The sequence below is a fragment of the Bradyrhizobium sp. USDA 4504 genome, from assembly GCF_054063995.1.
In genome coordinates, this window is the sequence record NZ_JBSSGV010000001.1 from 1,205,405 (window position 1) to 1,222,454 (window position 17,050).

At 64.5% G+C, this 17,050-nt stretch carries 16 protein-coding genes; 7 read left to right on the plus strand and 9 right to left on the minus strand.

All coding sequences use genetic code 11. The features are described from left to right. The first annotated feature begins 28 nt into the window (after positions 1–28). The 3 genes from ACVMB1_RS05175 to ACVMB1_RS05185 all read left to right on the plus strand — a co-directional run bounded on the left by ACVMB1_RS05175 (position 29) and on the right by ACVMB1_RS05185 (position 2,275). Positions 29–1,084 carry a YeeE/YedE family protein gene (locus tag ACVMB1_RS05175; RefSeq protein WP_057017630.1) on the plus strand — a complete coding sequence of 352 codons (1,056 nt, stop codon included), beginning with the start codon at positions 29–31 and terminating at the stop codon, positions 1,082–1,084. Between the two features lie 152 nt (positions 1,085–1,236). Then, positions 1,237–1,620 carry a nuclear transport factor 2 family protein gene (locus tag ACVMB1_RS05180; protein WP_057017631.1) on the plus strand — a complete coding sequence of 128 codons (384 nt, stop codon included), beginning with the start codon at positions 1,237–1,239 and terminating at the stop codon, positions 1,618–1,620. 265 nt (positions 1,621–1,885) lie between these two features. After that, the gene (locus ACVMB1_RS05185; protein WP_156436242.1) at positions 1,886–2,275 is read left to right on the plus strand and encodes a DUF1330 domain-containing protein; all 390 of its coding nucleotides are present in this window, start codon (positions 1,886–1,888) and stop codon (positions 2,273–2,275) included. A 220-nt stretch (positions 2,276–2,495) separates the two neighbouring features. Here the strand turns inward: ACVMB1_RS05185 and ACVMB1_RS05190 are convergent, their stop codons facing one another. Continuing rightward, positions 2,496–3,476 (minus strand): helix-turn-helix transcriptional regulator, encoded by a 981-nt coding sequence (locus ACVMB1_RS05190; protein ID WP_082653808.1) that lies wholly within the window; start codon positions 3,474–3,476, stop codon positions 2,496–2,498. Between the two features lie 212 nt (positions 3,477–3,688). Continuing rightward, a complete protein-coding gene (locus ACVMB1_RS05195; RefSeq protein ID WP_456814137.1) occupies positions 3,689–4,588 on the minus strand; it encodes a DMT family transporter in 900 nt (299 codons plus the stop codon). An 89-nt stretch (positions 4,589–4,677) separates the two neighbouring features. On the opposite strand from ACVMB1_RS05195, the gene pdxR reads away from it, so the two are divergent. Continuing rightward, complete coding sequence (pdxR, locus tag ACVMB1_RS05200; protein ID WP_456848316.1) at positions 4,678–6,162, plus strand: MocR-like pyridoxine biosynthesis transcription factor PdxR; 1,485 nt, start codon at positions 4,678–4,680, stop codon at positions 6,160–6,162. A gap of 182 nt (positions 6,163–6,344) precedes the next feature. On the opposite strand, the gene ACVMB1_RS05205 is transcribed toward pdxR, so the two are convergent. The 5 genes from ACVMB1_RS05205 to ACVMB1_RS05225 form a co-directional block, all read right to left on the minus strand. Next, a complete protein-coding gene (locus ACVMB1_RS05205) occupies positions 6,345–7,565 on the minus strand; it encodes a bifunctional alpha/beta hydrolase/OsmC family protein (protein WP_456784293.1) in 1,221 nt (406 codons plus the stop codon). A gap of 28 nt (positions 7,566–7,593) precedes the next feature. Further along, positions 7,594–8,256, minus strand: a complete 663-nt coding sequence (locus ACVMB1_RS05210; protein WP_253609641.1) for a sulfite oxidase-like oxidoreductase — start codon at positions 8,254–8,256, stop codon at positions 7,594–7,596. 12 nt (positions 8,257–8,268) lie between these two features. Further along, positions 8,269–9,591, minus strand: coding sequence for an MFS transporter (locus ACVMB1_RS05215; RefSeq protein ID WP_316397829.1), 1,323 nt, complete (start codon positions 9,589–9,591; stop codon positions 8,269–8,271). A gap of 81 nt (positions 9,592–9,672) precedes the next feature. After that, entirely contained in the window at positions 9,673–10,899 is a 1,227-nt protein-coding gene (locus ACVMB1_RS05220) for a cytochrome P450 (RefSeq protein WP_141340861.1), read from the minus strand. Between the two features lie 74 nt (positions 10,900–10,973). Further along, positions 10,974–11,180: a ferredoxin gene (locus tag ACVMB1_RS05225; RefSeq protein ID WP_016842874.1), complete on the minus strand. Its 207-nt coding sequence runs from the start codon at positions 11,178–11,180 to the stop codon at positions 10,974–10,976. 207 nt (positions 11,181–11,387) lie between these two features. Here ACVMB1_RS05225 and ACVMB1_RS05230 point away from each other — a divergent pair, with 207 nt between their 5' ends. Further along, a complete protein-coding gene (locus ACVMB1_RS05230) occupies positions 11,388–12,020 on the plus strand; it encodes a TetR/AcrR family transcriptional regulator (protein WP_076827173.1) in 633 nt (210 codons plus the stop codon). A 200-nt stretch (positions 12,021–12,220) separates the two neighbouring features. On the opposite strand, the gene ACVMB1_RS05235 is transcribed toward ACVMB1_RS05230, so the two are convergent. After that, on the minus strand, positions 12,221–13,645 hold the full coding sequence (locus tag ACVMB1_RS05235; RefSeq protein ID WP_456814139.1) for an amidase: 1,425 nt from the start codon (positions 13,643–13,645) through the stop codon (positions 12,221–12,223). Between the two features lie 88 nt (positions 13,646–13,733). On the opposite strand from ACVMB1_RS05235, the gene ACVMB1_RS05240 reads away from it, so the two are divergent. After that, positions 13,734–14,588, plus strand: coding sequence for an alpha/beta hydrolase (locus ACVMB1_RS05240; protein ID WP_229190443.1), 855 nt, complete (start codon positions 13,734–13,736; stop codon positions 14,586–14,588). Positions 14,589–14,704: 116 nt separating this feature from the next. Here the strand turns inward: ACVMB1_RS05240 and ACVMB1_RS05245 are convergent, their stop codons facing one another. After that, positions 14,705–15,481 (minus strand): SDR family oxidoreductase, encoded by a 777-nt coding sequence (locus ACVMB1_RS05245; RefSeq protein WP_141340863.1) that lies wholly within the window; start codon positions 15,479–15,481, stop codon positions 14,705–14,707. A 168-nt stretch (positions 15,482–15,649) separates the two neighbouring features. Here ACVMB1_RS05245 and ACVMB1_RS05250 point away from each other — a divergent pair, with 168 nt between their 5' ends. After that, entirely contained in the window at positions 15,650–16,729 is a 1,080-nt protein-coding gene (locus tag ACVMB1_RS05250) for a tartrate dehydrogenase (protein WP_057017663.1), read from the plus strand. The last annotated feature ends 321 nt before the right edge of the window (positions 16,730–17,050 follow it).

Consider the following 17,050-nt stretch of genomic DNA (forward strand, 5'->3'; position numbering starts at 1 on the left):
CAATGACGAACGTAATTGAAGGACTATTATGGACCCCGCCACGATCGTCATCATTGCCGCCCTGACCATCGGCCTCATCTATGGCTCGGTCGCGCTGCTCAGCGGCTTCTGCATGATGAGCGGCCTGCGCGGCTGGTGGGCGGAGGGCGACGGCCGCCTGGCGCGCACCTATGCGCTGGCGATGGGCGTCGCGATCGCGGCCTCGCAGCTGTTGGCGGCGGCAGGCCTCGTCGATCTCGGCAAGTCGATCTATCTGCAACCGTCCTTCTCGGCGCCGGTGATGTTCCTCGGCGGGCTCCTGTTCGGCTACGGTATGGTGCTGTCGAATGGCTGCGGCTCGCGGGCGCTGGTGCTGCTCGGGCGCGGCAATCTGCGCTCCTTCGTGGTCGTGATCGTGCTCGGCATTTTCGCCGAGATGACGCTGAAGGGCCTGATCGCCCCGGCGCGGATCGCGATGGTGCAGGCGTCACAGGCCACAGTGTCAGCCAATTCGGTGCCGGCGCTATTGGCGGACATCGGCCTCGGCGCGGTGCCGGCGCGGATGGTGGCGGCCTCGGTTCTCGCAGCCCTCTTGATTATTTTCGCCTTTGCCCATGCGCCATTCCGCAAGTCACCGGGCCAGATCGCGGCCGGCCTGATCGTCGGCCTGCTGGTGGCGGGGGGCTGGTACGCGACCGGCTATCTCGGCGCCGATGATTTCAATCCGGTGCCGGTGACGTCGCTGACCTTCATCGCGCCGATCGCCGACGCCCTGCAATACGTCATGCTGTCGACCGGCTCGACGCTCAATTTCGGCATCGTCACCGTGTTCGGCGTGTTCGCCGGCAGCCTGATCACGGCCATCGCCACCGGGCGCTTCCAGCTCGAAGGCTACCGGTCGCCGCAGCATATGCTGCGCTCGGCGAGCGGCGCCGCGTTGATGGGCGCGGGCGGCGTGATGGCGTTCGGCTGCTCGGTCGGGCAGGGGCTGACTGGGCTGTCGACGCTCTCGCTGTCGTCCCTCATCGCGATCGCCGGCATCATGCTCGGCACCGGCGCCGGCCTGCGCGGGAGCTTGCGGGTCAGGCCGCTTGCGACGGCCTAGGCGTGTACTCATAACCGTCGGCTTCCCGTCATAAAGCGGAAGTTGCCCGGTTCGGTAGTTATCGGCGGCTTATGGCCCCTCAGCAGACATTCCGTTCGTGCCGATGCTCCGTTTTGGAGATAATATGCAGCATTGCGACGCGAGGGAAGAGAATGAATGAAGATCAAACCATTCGAGCGGCTTTGGATCATCACTGGGCAGCCTCAGATGCAAATGACTTCGAGGCGGAGCATGAGATTTACCGTGATGATGCCGTGCTTGAGTACCCTCAATCCGGGGAGAGAATCCGCGGTCGACGCAATATTCAAGCGTCTCGTTTTGCGCAGCCGAACAAGAAGCGCTTTACGGTGCGACGCATACTCGGCGCTGCCGACCTTTGGGTTACTGAATTTGTCCTCACATACGACGGCTTGCCATCTTACACGGTGAGCATCATGGAATTCAGAGGCGGGAAGGTCGTTCGTGAAACCCAGTACTTCGGTGATCCCTTTGAGCCGGGGCCGTCGCGCGCCCAATGGATCGAGCCAATACGTTGAGATGTCTTTGCATTCAATCTCACCACCGCAGCGTGCTCCGGCTCATCATTCTCGTGCGTTGCCTGCCAATGCCGACGAGGTGATCGAGTAGGATGGTCATCGCACGCATGAGTCCGGGATGGCCCTAAGCTGATGGTCTGCATGATCCCCGAGAGGTTGGCTCTTCGAGGGTAACCGGAAGTCCCTCGCGCTTTTATCGAAGTTGAGTGCGGCTGCCTCTCACCCTACTCTCGCCCGGCCGGTTATCGGCGAGCTGGAGGAAATCATGAGAACTCAATACTTGATGGCATTGTCACTGCTCAGCGGCATCGCAATCGGCGGGTTCGCGTTCCAAGGTTTGCACGCTCAAACCAAGCTGAAGGCCTACAGTATCGGTGAGATCGAACCAATTGCTGGTGCAACTGTTTCGCCCGCTTATATCGAGGCAGCGAGAAGGGCACTGGCCGAGGCCGGTGGCCGCTCAATGGGGACTTTGAAAGGCAGAGTTTTCCACGCGGAGGGCGGGCCTGCTCCAATCAGTGTGGCCATGACCGAGTGGGATAGCGCAGATGCCGCCATAGCATTTTTCCAGTCCAAGGTCTGGCAGGACCTTGCACCTGAGGGCGCGAAAACCGCGAAAACGATACGGCGATACATCGTGGAAGTTGAGAAGTGACCACCAACTTTGGTCACATGACTAGGCCGCCTCAGTTGGCGGCCTAATTCATTTCGATGTTGCCTGCTAGCCCTAAGCTGACGGTCTGCATGTCTAGCGCTCATTCCCTGCGATGTCGGTATGCGCCTCTTGGCGATGATGTTAAAGAAAGGGTGTTCGCGAAGCCCGCAAATACTCGCATTCTGCGGCATCGTCGGCGCACTGGTAAGGAGCCGCAGGATCACTTCTGCTCCCGCATGGTCGATGCGGCGCGCACACCTGAGGGCGTCTCGCCGAAGTGCCGGCGGAACGTGCGATTGAAATTAGAAACGTCACCAAAGCCGACTGCATACGCGATGTCGATGATGGCCAAATGCAGATGGTGCGGGTCAGTCAACATCGCGAAGGCACGCTCGAGCCGGCGTCCTGCAAGATGCTCGGTGAAAGACTTTCCGGTCCCCTCCTCGAGCAATTTTTGCACGTATCGCCGCGACATGCCGATCGCCCCAGCGACCTTGTTCAAATCGAAATTGGGATCGCTGTAGCGTCTCGCGACTTCCGCTAGGATCGCCTGCAGCTTTGCTGCCTTCACACCGCGCTCCGTAATGATGTCTGTTGCTTGGTCGGTCGGCCCGAGCGTCGCGGCGACAAGATCGAGGAGATGTACGCCGACGGTGGCGGCTAGCTCTGATGACGGAGGTTCTTTGAAGGATGCGAGCGACCGCAGGTAGCGGTTGAGAAGTCTCAGCGCCGGTCCGGAACGCGCTGGCCGGCCTGATAGGTCTTCCGGGTTGGCCACCAGAGACCTAAGGGCGGCAGCCTGCACGGTTACGAATTTGACGCTCCCCCCACGCGGCCCAAATACTCGCAGCGTCCTTCCCCGATCGACCAAACAAGCGGAGCCGACGTCATAGCCATACTCTTGGCCAGCATTTGCAAATTGGACCGGTCCAGCCTCGACGAGGTTCAGTCCGAATTGCTCACGGCTATCCTTGAGGTGGTGTTTGTGACGAATAAACTCCACCGGCGTCGTGACAAGGCTACAAACGCCAACCGCACCGAGCGACAAGCAGGTGACGTCGATACGTGGGCGGCCACCGCTGTGGTCTATCACGTCCAACGCGAGGTTCAGCCGCGCAAACTCCTCACGGAACGTGGAGAACCGCACGCGCTCCGGCAGCATCTCGGTCGACCATCGCAAAAGGTGAGATGACGTTGGCATCTCGACCTCCCGTTTTGGGGGCAGTCCCTCAAGTAATCATAATGGGCGGCGCTTCGCTACTGTGTGAAATGGCTTACAAAGGGAAGCCGGCTGCGTGACATTCGTCCTGTTGAGGACCGCTTGTGGCCCAAGGCCGACATGCAGCGCGTCGGTTTCGACGTCAGCTTCCGAGACCGAAGCGGACGTGACGAATCTATGAGCACAGGTCCTAATTACGCACGCGACGGCGCATCCGCGAGCGAGCTCAGCGCGATCCCACCGACGATAAGGGCCGCGGCAATCGCCAGCGAGAGATCGATCGGCTCGCCGAGCAAGAGGGCTGCGGTCACGATACCGACGATCGGCGTCGCCGTGGTGCCGAGCGAGGTGGTCAGTGCCGGCAGGCTCTTGTTGACCATGGACATCGCCCAATAGGCCAACGCCGTACCGATGAAGCCGGAATAGAGGAACAGCAGCAGGAGGTGTGGCGACCATTTCACCTCGGGCACGCCTTCGGTGACGAGCGCCGACATCGTCAGCACCAGCGTCGCGACCAGCACCTGCCACAGCAGCAATTGCAGCGGCGTCGCGATCCAGCGGTGCGAGCGGATATAGATGATGTTCGCGGCCCAGCAGATCGCGGCGATGATGATCATGCCGGCGCCGGCGAGGACATGCAGATTGCTCCAGTCCAGCGACGCCGGGTTGAGGATCACGCCGAGCCCGGCGAGTCCCAGCGCGACGCCGACAGGCTTGAGCGTCCCGAGCCGTTCGGTGCGCGCGGCGGCCGCGGCAAGCGCGACCCAGAGCGGCGTGGTGTAGCCGAGCACGACGCCCTTGCTGGCCGGGAGATAGCGCAGGCCGGCGGCGACCAGCGTCGAGAAAAACGTCATGTGCAGCAGCGCCACGCTGAGCACGACCGGGACATCGGCGATCCGCGGAATGATCAAATCGCCGCTGGCGCGCAGGATCACCAGCAGCGCGATCAGGGCGACCCAGCTGCGGATCGATGCGGTCCACAGCGGCGGCACCGCCTCGACCAGCGATTTCGTGACCGACCAGTTGATGCCCCAGGCCAGCACCACGACGATGAACAGGGCGGCGGCCTTGGCGGGGGAGAGTGACTGGTTCACGGCAGGATCCTTGCAGGCAATACCGCTTGTGAATAGGATTATGCTGGCTCTCTCGAAAGAGCCAGATTTGGTAGAATAGTGGAGCCAGATTGATCCTCGTCGAATTGCTCGCGCTGAAGCGATCGGACGATGCCGGGCTGGCCGCGCAGTTGACCCAGCAGCTGCGCGCGCTGATGGCGAGCGGCCGGATCAGGAGCGGCGCCATGCTGCCATCGAGCCGCAGCCTTGCGGCCGAGCTCGACGTGGCGCGCAACACCGTGACGCATGCCTATGAGCAACTCGCCGCCGAAGGATATCTGCGGGTCGCAGCGCGGCGGCGGCCGGTTGTGACCGACGATATCGAGGCGCGCTTCGCCAAGGCTCTGCCCGCGCCACGCCGTGATGCCGCCCGCAAGCCGCTGCTGTCGCCTTGGGCGTTGCAGCTCTCCGATACGGATTGGCCGCTGTCCTACCAGGCGGATTTCCGGCCGCTCCGTCCCGGGCTTGCGGATGCGCGCGAGTTTCCGCACGAGATCTGGGCGCGCTGCCTGCGTCGCAGCGCATTGCGCCGCCGCTTCAATGACCAGACCGTGGTCAACCGGCCGAGCCTGCGCGAAGCCTTGCGCGATTATCTCGAAGTCAGCCGCGGCGTGCGCGCCGAGGCCGATCAGATCCTGGTGCTGCCGACGGCGCAGGCGGCGCTGACGCTGATCGCCGCGACCACCATCGTCGCCGGCGATGCGGTGTGGACCGAGGATCCCGGCTATCCCGGTGCGGCGGCGGCGTTTCGTGCCGCCGGTGCAAACGTCGTCGGTGTCAGCCTCGATCAATGGGGCATGATGCGGACGCGCGCGACGCGCGCGCCGAAGCTGATCTTCACCACGCCCTCGCATCAGCACCCCACAGGGCGCGTGATGCCGGTCGCGCGCCGCACCGAGCTGTTGGCTTCTGCCGAGCCCGGCAAGACCTGGATCGTCGAGGACGATTACGACGGCGAGTTTCACTATGACAGTCGCCCGATGCCGGCGCTGCAGGGGCTCGATCGCGAGGGACGCGTGCTCTATCTTGGCACCTTCGCCAAGGCGATGACCGCCGATATCCGCATCGGCTATCTGGTGGTGCCGCCATCACTGGCGCGGACGATGGAGATCGCGCAGCGCCATCTCGGGCTGATCGCCTCCGTGCATGTCCAGGAGGCGCTGACCGGCTTCATGGCCGACGGGTATTTCCTGGCGCATGTCAGGCGGATGCGGCGGATCTATCGCGCGCGCCGCGATCACCTCGCGGCGGCGCTGGCGCGGCAGCTCGGCGAGGTGCTCACCGCCGAGGTGCCGCCGGGCGGCATGCAGCTGATTGCCCGTTTCAAGGATGGCCGTGCGGACCGGGATGCTGTGACGCGCCTGGTGGTCGCCGGCGTCGAGGTGCGCGCACTGTCGAGCCTCGCGCTGGAGCGGCCGCGCGACCACGGCCTGTTGCTCGGCTTCGCCGCCTGGCGCGAGAACGAGATCGGCGCCGCGGTGCGGATCATGGCGAACTGCCTGACCGGCAAGCGCGCGGCGCGCGGGCAAAGGGACGCTCGCACGATTTCGGAATAATGGAAGATGTCCCTGAGTTGCCCGACGTGTCAAGTTGCCTTGTCGAGCGCCGGCGGCCGCCGGCACCTTTGCATGGGGTTGTTTTCGATATTTTTTAGCACGCCCCTGCGACGGCCCTCGTGCGGGAGAGGGACGCCGCCCAGATGCTGCTACGGCACGACCCGTCTCGCTGTGTCGCAGGCTTACTCCGCGGCCTTGGTGACGATCCGTACCTCCGACGTCAGCGTCTTGTGCACCGGGCACTTGTCGGCGATCTCCATCAGCCGCTTGCGCTGGTCGGCGTCGAGTTCGCCCTCGATCCTGATGACGCGGTCGATCTGGTCGAGCATGCCCTCGCGCGTCTCGCACTCCTCGCAATCCTTCGCATAGATCTTGCTGTGCGTGAGCGTCACGGTAACGCGATCGAGCGGCAGCGATTTGCGGTCGGCATACATCCGCATCGTCATCGAGGTGCAGGCGCCTAGCCCGGCCAGCACGAAGTCGTACGGCCCGGGGCCGGAATCCTGGCCGCCGACCGCGACCGGCTCGTCGGCCAGCATGCGATGCGGGCCTGCCGTGACAATCTGCTGAAACTTGCCGGCGCGGGTCTCCTGCACCACGACATTGCGCGGCGCACTGCCGGTATCTGCCGCCGGTTGCGGCGCGATATCGATATAGCGTTCGGCCCAGGCGCCGATCACGTCGGCGACGTAGGCGGCATCCTGTTTGCCGCTCAAGAGATGGTCGGCCTCGGCCAGCGAGACGAAGCTCTTGGGGTGCCTGGCGGCGCTGAAGATATGCGTGGCGTTGTCGATGCCGACGGTGTCGTCGGTCGGCGAATGCATGATCAGCAGCGCCTTGTGCAGCTGCTTCACCTGCGCCATCAACTTCTGCTCGGCGACGTCGTCGAGGAATTCGCGCTTGATGCGGAACGGGCGGCCCGCGAGCGAGACTTCGCCTTCGCCCTGCGTGCGAATGTCCTCGATCCGGTCTCTGAAGAAATGCGTGACATGGACGGGATCTGACGGCGCGGCGATGGTCGCGACCGCCTTGGCCTCGGGGATTTGACCCGCGGCGGCGAGGATCGCGGCGCCGCCCAGGCTGTGGCCGATCAGGATCGCGGGTGCTGTGCGCATCTCGCGCAGATGGTCGGCGGCGCGGACGAGATCGGCGACGTTCGACGAGAAGGTCGAGTTGGCGAACTCGCCCTCGCTGGAGCCGAGGCCGGTGAAGTCGAAGCGCAGCGTGGCGATGCCCTTGGCCGCGAGCGCGACCGCGATGCGCTTTGCGGCCAGCACGTCCTTGCCGCAGGTGAAGCAGTGCGCGAACAGCGCATAGGCCTTGATCGGCCCGTCGGGCGTGTCAAGCGCGGCGGCCAGCTGATGGCCGCCAACACCGGTGAATTGAAAGCGTTCGTGCGGCACGGGCAGGCTCCATCATCTTGTTGGTGTGTCAGTCGCCAGAATAGCGCTGTTCGGCCCAGGGATCACCGCGATTGTGATAACCGCGCACCTCCCAGAAGCCGGGCGCGTCCTCGGTGAGGAATTCGATGCGCTGCAGCCACTTCGCGCTCTTCCAGAAATAGAGGTGGGGCACCACGAGCCGCACCGGGCCGCCATGCTCCTGCTCCAGCGGCTTGCCCGACCAGCTATGGGCGAGCAGCGCGTCCTCGGCGGCAAAGTCTTCGAGCGGCAGGTTGGTCGTATAGCCGTCATAGGAATGCAGCGCGACGAAGCGCGCGTCCTCGCGCGGCTGGCAGGCGGCGAGCAGGTCGCTTGTGGCGAGCCCTTCCCACTGGTTGTCGTAGCGCGACCAGGTCGTGACGCAGTGAATGTCGGAGACGAATTGCGTTTGCGGCTGCGCCATGAACTGCTGCCAGGTCCAGTAGATGGTCTGCTCGACCGCGCCGTAGACGTCGAGCCGCCAGCGCTCCTGGGAGATGTTCGGCATCAGCCCGAGATCGAGCACCGGCCAATCCGCCGTCAGATGCTGGCCCGGCGGCAGGCGCTGCTCCTCCGGGCGGGTGACCTTGCCGGTGAGGAATTTGCCTTCGCGCGCCCAACGCTGCTTGCTGCGCGTCAGCTTGCTCTCGGGCGGTTCGTTATCGTCGGTCATCGCGTCAGGCCATCATTCGTGGCGATGCATCGCGGAGTCGCGCTTGGTATCGCGCATCGTCGAGTAGATCAGCAGCGACAGGAAAATCATGCCGCTGAGATAGTAGTAGAACCAGTCCTCATGCCCGATGCTCTTGAAATAGAGCGCGACCGCCGGCGCGGTGCCGCCGAAGATCGACACCGTGATGGCGTAGGGCAGGCCGACGCCGAGCGCGCGGACATTGGTCGGAAACAGCTCGGCCTTCACGATCGCGTTGATAGAGGTGTAGCCGGCGACGAAGATCCAGGCGCCGCAGATCAGAAGGAAGGCCACGAACGGCGACTTGGTGTCCTTCAGCGCGGTCAGGATCGGGATCGTGCCGAGCGTGCCGGCGATGCCGAAGAAGATCAGCAGCGGCTTGCGGCCGATCTTATCGGAGAGCCCGCCATAGATCGGTTGCAGGATGGTCGCGAAGATCAGCGAGCCGAAGATCACGAAGGTGGTCTGGTCCTCGGTGAGGCCGACCGACAGCTTCACGAAGGTCTGCATGTAGGTGGTGAAGGTATAGAATGCCGCGGTGCCGCCGGCGGTGAGGCCGACCACCAGCAGCAATTCGCGCGGATAGTTCAACAAGCCGACGATCGAGCCGGTCGGTTTGGAAACCTTCTTGGCCTCCTCGAAGGCCTCGGTCTCATGCAGGCTGCGGCGCATCACCGCCGCGACGATCGCGAGCATGGCGCCGATCACGAACGGAATCCGCCAGCCCCAGGCCTTCAGCTCGTCGGGCGTCAGGAACACCTTTTGCAGCAACAGCAGCACGATGATCGCGGTGAGCTGGCCGCCGATCAGCGTGACGTACTGGAAACTGGAATAGAAGCCGCGGTGCTTGGGATCGGCGACCTCGCTGAGATAGGTGGCGCTGGCGCCATATTCGCCGCCGAGGCTCAGGCCCTCGATCACGCGGGCCAGCGCCAGGATCGCCGGGGCCGCGATGCCGATCGAGGCATAGGTCGGCGTCACCGCGATGATCAGCGAGCCGAAGCACATGCAGACCACCGAGAGCGTCAACGACAGCCGCCGGCCATAGCGGTCGGCGATGAAGCCGAACAGCCAGCCGCCGAGCGGACGCATGAGGAAGGTCGCGGCAAACAGCACGGCGGCATTGAGCTGCTGCACCACCGGGTCGCTGTGCGGGAAGAACGCCGGCGCGAAATACAGCGCAAACGCCGTGTAGGCGTAGAAATCGTACCACTCGACGAGATTGCCGACCGAGCCGATGAAGATCGCCTTCACCCGCCGCTCGACGTCGTGGATGTCGAGATGATCGCTCGCGGGCTGAGCGGTTTGTTCGGTCATTGCATTGCTCCCGGACTCGTCGGTTCGATTCCGGGGCAAGCTACCTCATTGGGTGACGCGATGTAACCGCTGTCGGGTTCCTCAGGCGTTGTTGCCGAACAGAACGGGCAGTTGACGCGGGCCGCGGACCGTGCCTTCCGACCAGGTGACCTTGCCGGCCGGATCGAGCCGGAAATCAGGGATTCGCTTCAGCCATTCCTCGATCGCGACCTGCATCTCCATCCGCGCAAGGTTGGAACCGACGCAGCGGTGGATGCCGAGGCCGAAGGCGGCGTGGCGGTTCTCCTTGCGGTCGATCACCACCTTGTCGGCATCGGGGAACATGGCGGGATCGCGATTGGCGGCGGGGAAGGACAGCAGCACCATGTTGCCTGCCTTCACAGGGCAGCCGGAGATCGTGGTCTCCTTCATCACCTCGCGCGCCATCGTCACCGGCGAATACGCGCGCAGGAATTCCTCGATCGCGGTCGGGATCAGCGCCGGCTCCGCAATCAGGCGCTCGCGATCGGCCGGCGTCTTGGCGAGGTGCCAGAGCGAGGAGCCGATCGCGCTCCAGGTGGTGTCGATGCCGGCGATCAAGAGCAGCCGCAGCGAGCCGAGCACATGCTCGTCGGTGAGCGGCTGGCCGCCGGGGCCCTTGGCCCGCAGCAGCTGCGAGATCAGATCGTCGCCCGGCTCGAGCTTGCGCTGCTCGAGATGGGCCACGAAGTAGCCGGTCATCTCGCGCACGCCGTTCATCAGCTCGTCTTCGTTCTTGATGCCGAGCTCGAGGATCTGGTGGATCCATTTGATGAACAGGTCGCCGTCCTTCTCGGGAATTCCCAGCATATGGGCGATGGCGCGCACCGGGATGTGCTTGGTGTAGCGCGCGGCGGCGTCGCAATGGCCATCGGCGATGAATTCGTCGATCAGCTCGTTGCAGATCGCGCGCACCCGCGGCTCCAGCCGCTTCATCGCGTCCGGCGTGAACGGCGGCAGCAGCACCTGCTTGGCGGGCTTGTGCTCCGGCGGATCGGAGGTGATCGGCGGCGCGCGAGCGGTGATCTCGGGGCGGATGTCGCGCACGATGACGCGGCGCGAGGAGAAGTGCTCGGTGTCGTAGGCGATCTCCTTCACCGCCTGATAGGTGGTCGGCATGTAGCAGCCGAGGAAGCGCTCGGTATGCACGACGGGCGAAGCCGCGCGCAGCGTCTCCCAGATCGGGAACGGGTCGTCGGTCCAGACCGGATCGGTATGGTCGAAATCATGGACCCAGTCGGAGACCGGGGGATGTTCGGGCAGATAGCTTGCGGACGGGGAATCGGACATCAGCTCGTTTCCTTCTCGTTCGATCAAACGCTGGTTGGCTCAACGGGCGGCGCACGGCCGTCCCCGGCTGGCCGTCATTCCTCGGTGACTTCGATCGCGATTTCCGGGCAATTGGTCTGCGCGAGCCAGGCCTTGTCCTCGAGCCCGGCCGGGACCGTCCCGTCGCCGACCTCATGGGCGTTGCCGTATTCGTCGAGCTCGAACAGTTCGGGGGCGAGTGATTTGCAGCGGGCGTGACCCTGGCACTTGTCCTGGTCGACGCGGATTCTGAGCTTGGACATGCAAGCACCTCCCTCGGCTCTGGCGCATTGTGGGTTGCGCCGGGTTCCTCATTCCGGTTTATGCAAGCCTTGTTTAGGCAAGTTCTTGTTTAGGCAAGCTCTTGGCTTGCTTGGGCGGCCGGCCTCTTAACCGGATCGCCAAGTTATAGTATATTACATTATCGTCGCGCTTGCGCGTCAAGCGAAAATTCAGCGATCATTGCCGCAATGGGACAAATCGTTCGTAAGCCGTTCAAAACCTACCACCATGGCGACCTCCGCGAAGCCCTGATCCAGGCCGCGTTACGCGAGGTCGAGCTCGGTGGTCCCGAGGCGATCAGCATCAAGGCGCTGGCCAAGCAGCTCGGCGTCTCGCAGCCGGCGCCGTACCGGCATTTCGCCGACCGCGAGGCGCTGCTGGAGGCGGTGACCGCGGAAGCATTCCGGCAGTTCAACGTGATCATGCGCGAGGCGATCGAGCAGTCGAGCAAGGGCTCGAAGCTGTCGCGTTTTGCCCAGGCCGCGCTCGCCTTCGGGCTCGAGCGCCACGGCATCTACCGGCTGATGTTCGCGTCGCGCACCATGGCCTGCGCGCCCAAGGGCAGCGAGCTGCACACCGCGGCGATGGAAACGCTGGCACTGCTGATCGAGTCGTTCGAGGCGCCCGCGGTCGGCCTGCTGCGCGAGCGGCAGGCGCTGAAGATCTGGGCCGGGCTGCACGGCATCGTGATGCTCGCCGAGCAGGGACTGCTGACCGGCGAGTCCGCGCAGATCAGCCGCGAGGAGTTGCTGGACGAAATCGTCGAGCAGACCAAGGCGGCACTCACCGTGGCGCTGCAGGCGACGGAGGATAAGGCGTAGGGCAGATCGTCTGCAGCCTATCCCTTCGTCCCATAGAGATAGATAGCCCCTGGATTGCGAGGAGCTCGCGACAAAATTGCAGAGCAATTTTGCGCTGAAACGACGAAGCAATCCATCGTTCTGCGCGCTCGGTGACAGATTGCTTCGCTTCGCTCGCAATGACGAAGTGGAGGGTATCGCCCGCCTCTCCACCATAAGGGTCAGGATCGCGGCGGCCGCGGATCGATCGGGGTGGTGCCGCGCACGCCCAGAATGTCCTCCAGCACTTTCGCGCCGGCCAGCAGCTGCGCCTCGGCGCGCGGCTTTGCGACCATCTGCAGGCCGACCGGCAGGCCCGAGGCGGTGAAGCCGCAGGGCAGCGACAGCGCCGGGCAGCAGGCCAGCGTGATCGCGTAGACGATGCCGAGCCATTCGACGTAGTTGTCGAACTTCTTGCCGTCGCACTCGGCGACATAGCGGTTCTTGACCGGGAACGGCGCCACGATGGTCGCGGGCGCCAGCAGCAGGTCGTACTTGTCGAAGAATTCGAGCGTACGCGCCGTCATCGCGACGCGCTGCGCCTCGGCGCGTTCGAGCTTCTCGACCGTGAGCTTCAACCCTTCCTCGATGTTCCAGATCACCTCGGGCTTCAGCAGATCGCGTTTGGTGCGCAGCAGTTCGGCCTTGCTGATTGCGAAATCGAACGCGCGCAGCACGTGGAAGCATTCATGGGCTTCGCTGAAATCGGGATGCGCCTCCTCGACGATCGCACCGGCTGCCGCGAACCGCTCCGCCGCCTTGCGGGTCACCGCCTTGACCTCGGGATCGACCGGCGTGATGCCGAGATCGGGCGAATAGGCGATGCGCTTCGGCCTGCTGCCTGACCGCGCCGCCGACAGGAACGACGTCGGCAGTGCGGGCAGCGACAGCGGATCGGCGGCATGCTCGCCGCTCATCGCGTCGAGCAGCAGCGCGAGGTCCTCGACATTGCGCGCCATCGGTCCCTGCTGGCCGAGCGTGCGGTCGACGCCGAATTTCGGCGTCTGCGCGACGCGGCCGATCGACGGCCGGAGGCCGACGATGCCGCAGAAGCTCGCCGGGTTGCGCAGGCTGCCGCCCATGTCGGAGCCGTGCGCCAGCCACGCGGTGCCGCTCGCAAGTGCCGCCGCGGCGCCGCCGGAGGAGCCGGCGGCCGAGCGCGATGTGTCCCAGGGATTGCGGGTCGGGCCGAACACCTCGTTGAAGGTGTTGGCGCCGGCGCCGAATTCCGGCGTGTTCGACTTGGCGTAGATCACGCCGCCATTCTCTTCGAGACGCTCGACCAGGATGTCGGATTTCGCCGGGACGTTGTCCTTGAAGATCGGCGAGCCCAGCGTGGTCAGCACGCCGGAGACGGCGGTGAGGTCCTTGATCGGAACCGGAAGGCCCGCGAGCAGGCCGCGCTCGCTGACCGGTTTCTGCATCAGGGCCTTGGCGTGGGTGCGGGCGCGGTCGAAGCACAGCGTCGGCAGTGCGTTGACCTTGCCGTCCACCTCGGCGATGCGCGTCTCCAGCACGTCGAGCAGATCGAGCGGCGTAACGTCACCGGCCTTCAGCTTCTCGACGACGGCACACGCCGTTTCCTTCACCAAGCCCTGATCAGCCATGCGCCGTTGCTCCTATGCCTTCTGTTTGCTTGTGCTGTAGAACATTTCCTGCCGTCGTGGCAATGCGACGAGAACCGAAGGGACAGGGATGGCAGCGTTGTTTTCCGCGCTGGACTGGCGCGCGATGAGCCAGCAGGAGCGTGACCTCGGCTTGAACAACGGCGTTGCCGTCAAGGGCAGCGCCGAGATCGCCGCCGGCTGGGAGCAACGCTCGGCGGCACTGCGGCAAAAGCACGCCGGCCGTCTCGACCTCAGATACGGCTCGCGCGAGCGCAACCGGATCGACTTCCTGAAAGTTCGCGACGGCGCGCCGACGCTGCTGTTCATCCACGGCGGCTATTGGCAGACCCGTGCCAAGGAAGTGTTCACGACCTTCGCCGAGGGGCCGATGGTCCACGGCATCAATGTCGCGCTGATCGGCTATACGCTGGCGCCGGATGCGACGCTCGACGACATCGTCGCCGAGATCCATGCCGGCATCGACTTTCTGGCCGGGCAGTTGCCCGCGCTCGGGGCCGCTGCCGAGGGCATCGTGGTGTCGGGCTGGTCGGCCGGCGGACATCTGACATCGATGGCGCTGTCGAACGGCCATGTCCGGGCCGGCATGGCGATCTCGGGAATCTACGACCTCGAGCCGATCAGGCATTCCTACCTCAACGAAAAGCTGAGGCTCGACGAAGCGGCGTCGCGGCGCAACTCGCCGATGATGGCGGAGGGCGGCACGGCAAAGCCGCTGTCGCTGGTAGTCGGCAGCGCCGAATTGCCGCTGCTGCGCAAGCAGACCGCCGATTTCGCCGGCCATCGCGCCCGCTACGGCTTGCCGGTGACCTATGAGGAGATCGCCGGCGCCGATCATTTCTCTATCATGAACCAGATGCTGGCGCCGCAGGGCCGCATCACGACGCTGATCCGGCAGCTGTTCGAGCGGACGGCGTCGTCCTGAGGTGCGAGCCTCTTCGGCGAGCCTCGAAGGATGGCGCAGCCCGTGGCCCATCCTTCGAGAGGCCGCGCTACGCGCGGCTCCTCAGGATGACGGCGGTACAAGCGGAGGGGCGATTTCTAACCCCATCCCGACGTCAGCCCGCCATCCACCGTGTAGATCACGCCCGACGTATAGCCCGCGCGGTCGGAGGCGAGGAACGCCATCAGGTCGCCGATCTCGCGTGCATGTGCGGGCCGGCCGAGCGGCAGGCCCTTCTGGAATTCCTTGTAGCGGTTCTCGTCGCCGAACTGGTTCTTGGCGCGGGTCTTGAGCAGCGTGACGTGGCGGTCGGTCCCGACCGGGCCGGGATTGATGCCGACGACGCGGATATTGTCGGCGAGGCTCTTGCCGCCGAGCGCGCGGGTGAACGCCATCAGCGCGGCATTGCCGGCGCTGCCGCAGATGTAATTGGCGTCGAACTTCTCGCCGGCCGCGCCGATGTCATTGACGATCACGCCTCCGCCGCGCGCCTTCATCTGGGTGTAGATCGCGCGCGTCAGATTGACGTAACCGAACACCTTGAGCTCCCACGCATGCCGCCAGGTCGCCTCGTCGATCTTGTCGATCGAGCCGCCGGGGATATCGCCAGCATTGTTGACAAGGATATCGATGTCGGCGGCCTCCCCGGCGAGGCGCGCGAGATCCTCGGACTTGCGCAGATCCACCACGCTGGTCGCGGCAGATATCTGGTGCGCGGAGCGCAGCCGCTCGGCGAGCGCCTTGAGCTGGTCGCCGTTGCGGGCGGCGAGCAGGAGGTTGGCGCCTTCCTCGGCAAAGGCTTCGGCGGCGGCCGCGCCAATGCCCTTGGAGGCGCCGGTGATCAGGACACGCTTGCCGCGCAGATGCAGATCCATGGGATGTCTCGCTTGGTATGAGGAGTGGGTGTCGGCGAATTTGGTGGGGCAGGGTCGCGCCGCGGTCAACACTGCACTGCAGCGTTGCGCTCGCGCAAAGTTTGGTCCATTGCAGGACCATCAGAATAGGCGGCATTGCCGGCCGGGCAAATCACAAGGGTGTTCTCGATGAGCAGCGCAAAGAAGCAGTATCGGATTGCGGTCATTCCCGGCGACGGCATCGGCAAGGAAGTGATGCCGGAGGGCCTGCGCGTCATCGAGGCGGCGGCCAAGAAGCACGGCGTCGACGTGAAGTTCGACCATTTCGACTTCGCTTCCTACGACTATTACGAGAAGCACGGCGAGATGATGCCGGCCGACTGGAAGAACCAGATCGGCAAGCATGATGCGATCTATTTCGGCGCGGTCGGCTGGCCGGCGAAAATACCCGACCATATCTCGTTGTGGGGATCGCTCATAAAATTTCGCCGCGAGTTCGACCAGTACGTCAATTTGCGCCCGGTGCGGCTGATGCCCGGCGTGCCGTCGCCGCTGGCGAACCGCAAGCCCGGCGACATCGATTTCTGGGTGGTGCGCGAGAACACCGAGGGCGAATACTCTTCCGTCGGCGGCCGCATGTTCCCGGACACCGACCGCGAATTCGTCACCCAGCAGACCGTGATGACCCGCACCGGCGTCGACCGCATCCTGAAATTTGCGTTCGATCTGGCGCAGTCGCGGCCGAAGAAGCATCTGACCTCGGCGACCAAGTCGAACGGCATCTCCATCACCATGCCCTATTGGGACGAGCGCGTGGAGGCGATGGCAAAGAAATATCCCGGCGTGAAGTGGGACAAATACCACATCGACATCCTGACCGCGAACTTCGTGCTGCATCCGGACTGGTTCGACGTCGTGGTCGGCTCCAACCTGTTCGGGGACATCCTCTCCGATCTCGGCCCGGCCTGCACCGGCACGATCGGCATCGCGCCGTCGGGCAACATCAATCCGGAAGGCGACTTCCCCTCGGTGTTCGAGCCGGTCCATGGCTCGGCGCCTGACATCGCCGGGCAGGGCATTGCCAACCCGATCGGCATGATCTGGTCGGGCGCGATGATGCTGGAGCATCTCGGCGAGAAGCAGGCGGCGGCTGCGATCGTCGGCGCGATCGAGCGCACGCTCGGCGAACGCACGCTGCGCACGCGCGATCTCGGCGGCAATGCCGACACCACGGCATGCGGCAAGGCCGTCGCGGAGATGGTGGATTAGGCTGCGCCGTCAAGCACGGGGTCGTCCTGGCGAAAGCCAGGACCCATTACCCCGAGTGCTTGTTGTGTTGCTGGGTCTGACCACCGCCCTGCGCGATGACGCAGGCCGGTGGTAATGGGTCCTGGATCGCGCTCGCTACGCTCGCTTGTCCAGGACGACGTCGTTATTGATTGCTTCGCAATCTGCGTAGGGCGGGTTAGCCACCCTACGGCCACTGTCGTCCATGCGAAAGCAGGGACCCATAACCACAGGGTCTCGTTGTTGGGGCTCGCTGTGCCCCCAGCCTTCGTGACAATGGGCAGTGATGGTTATGGGTCCCTG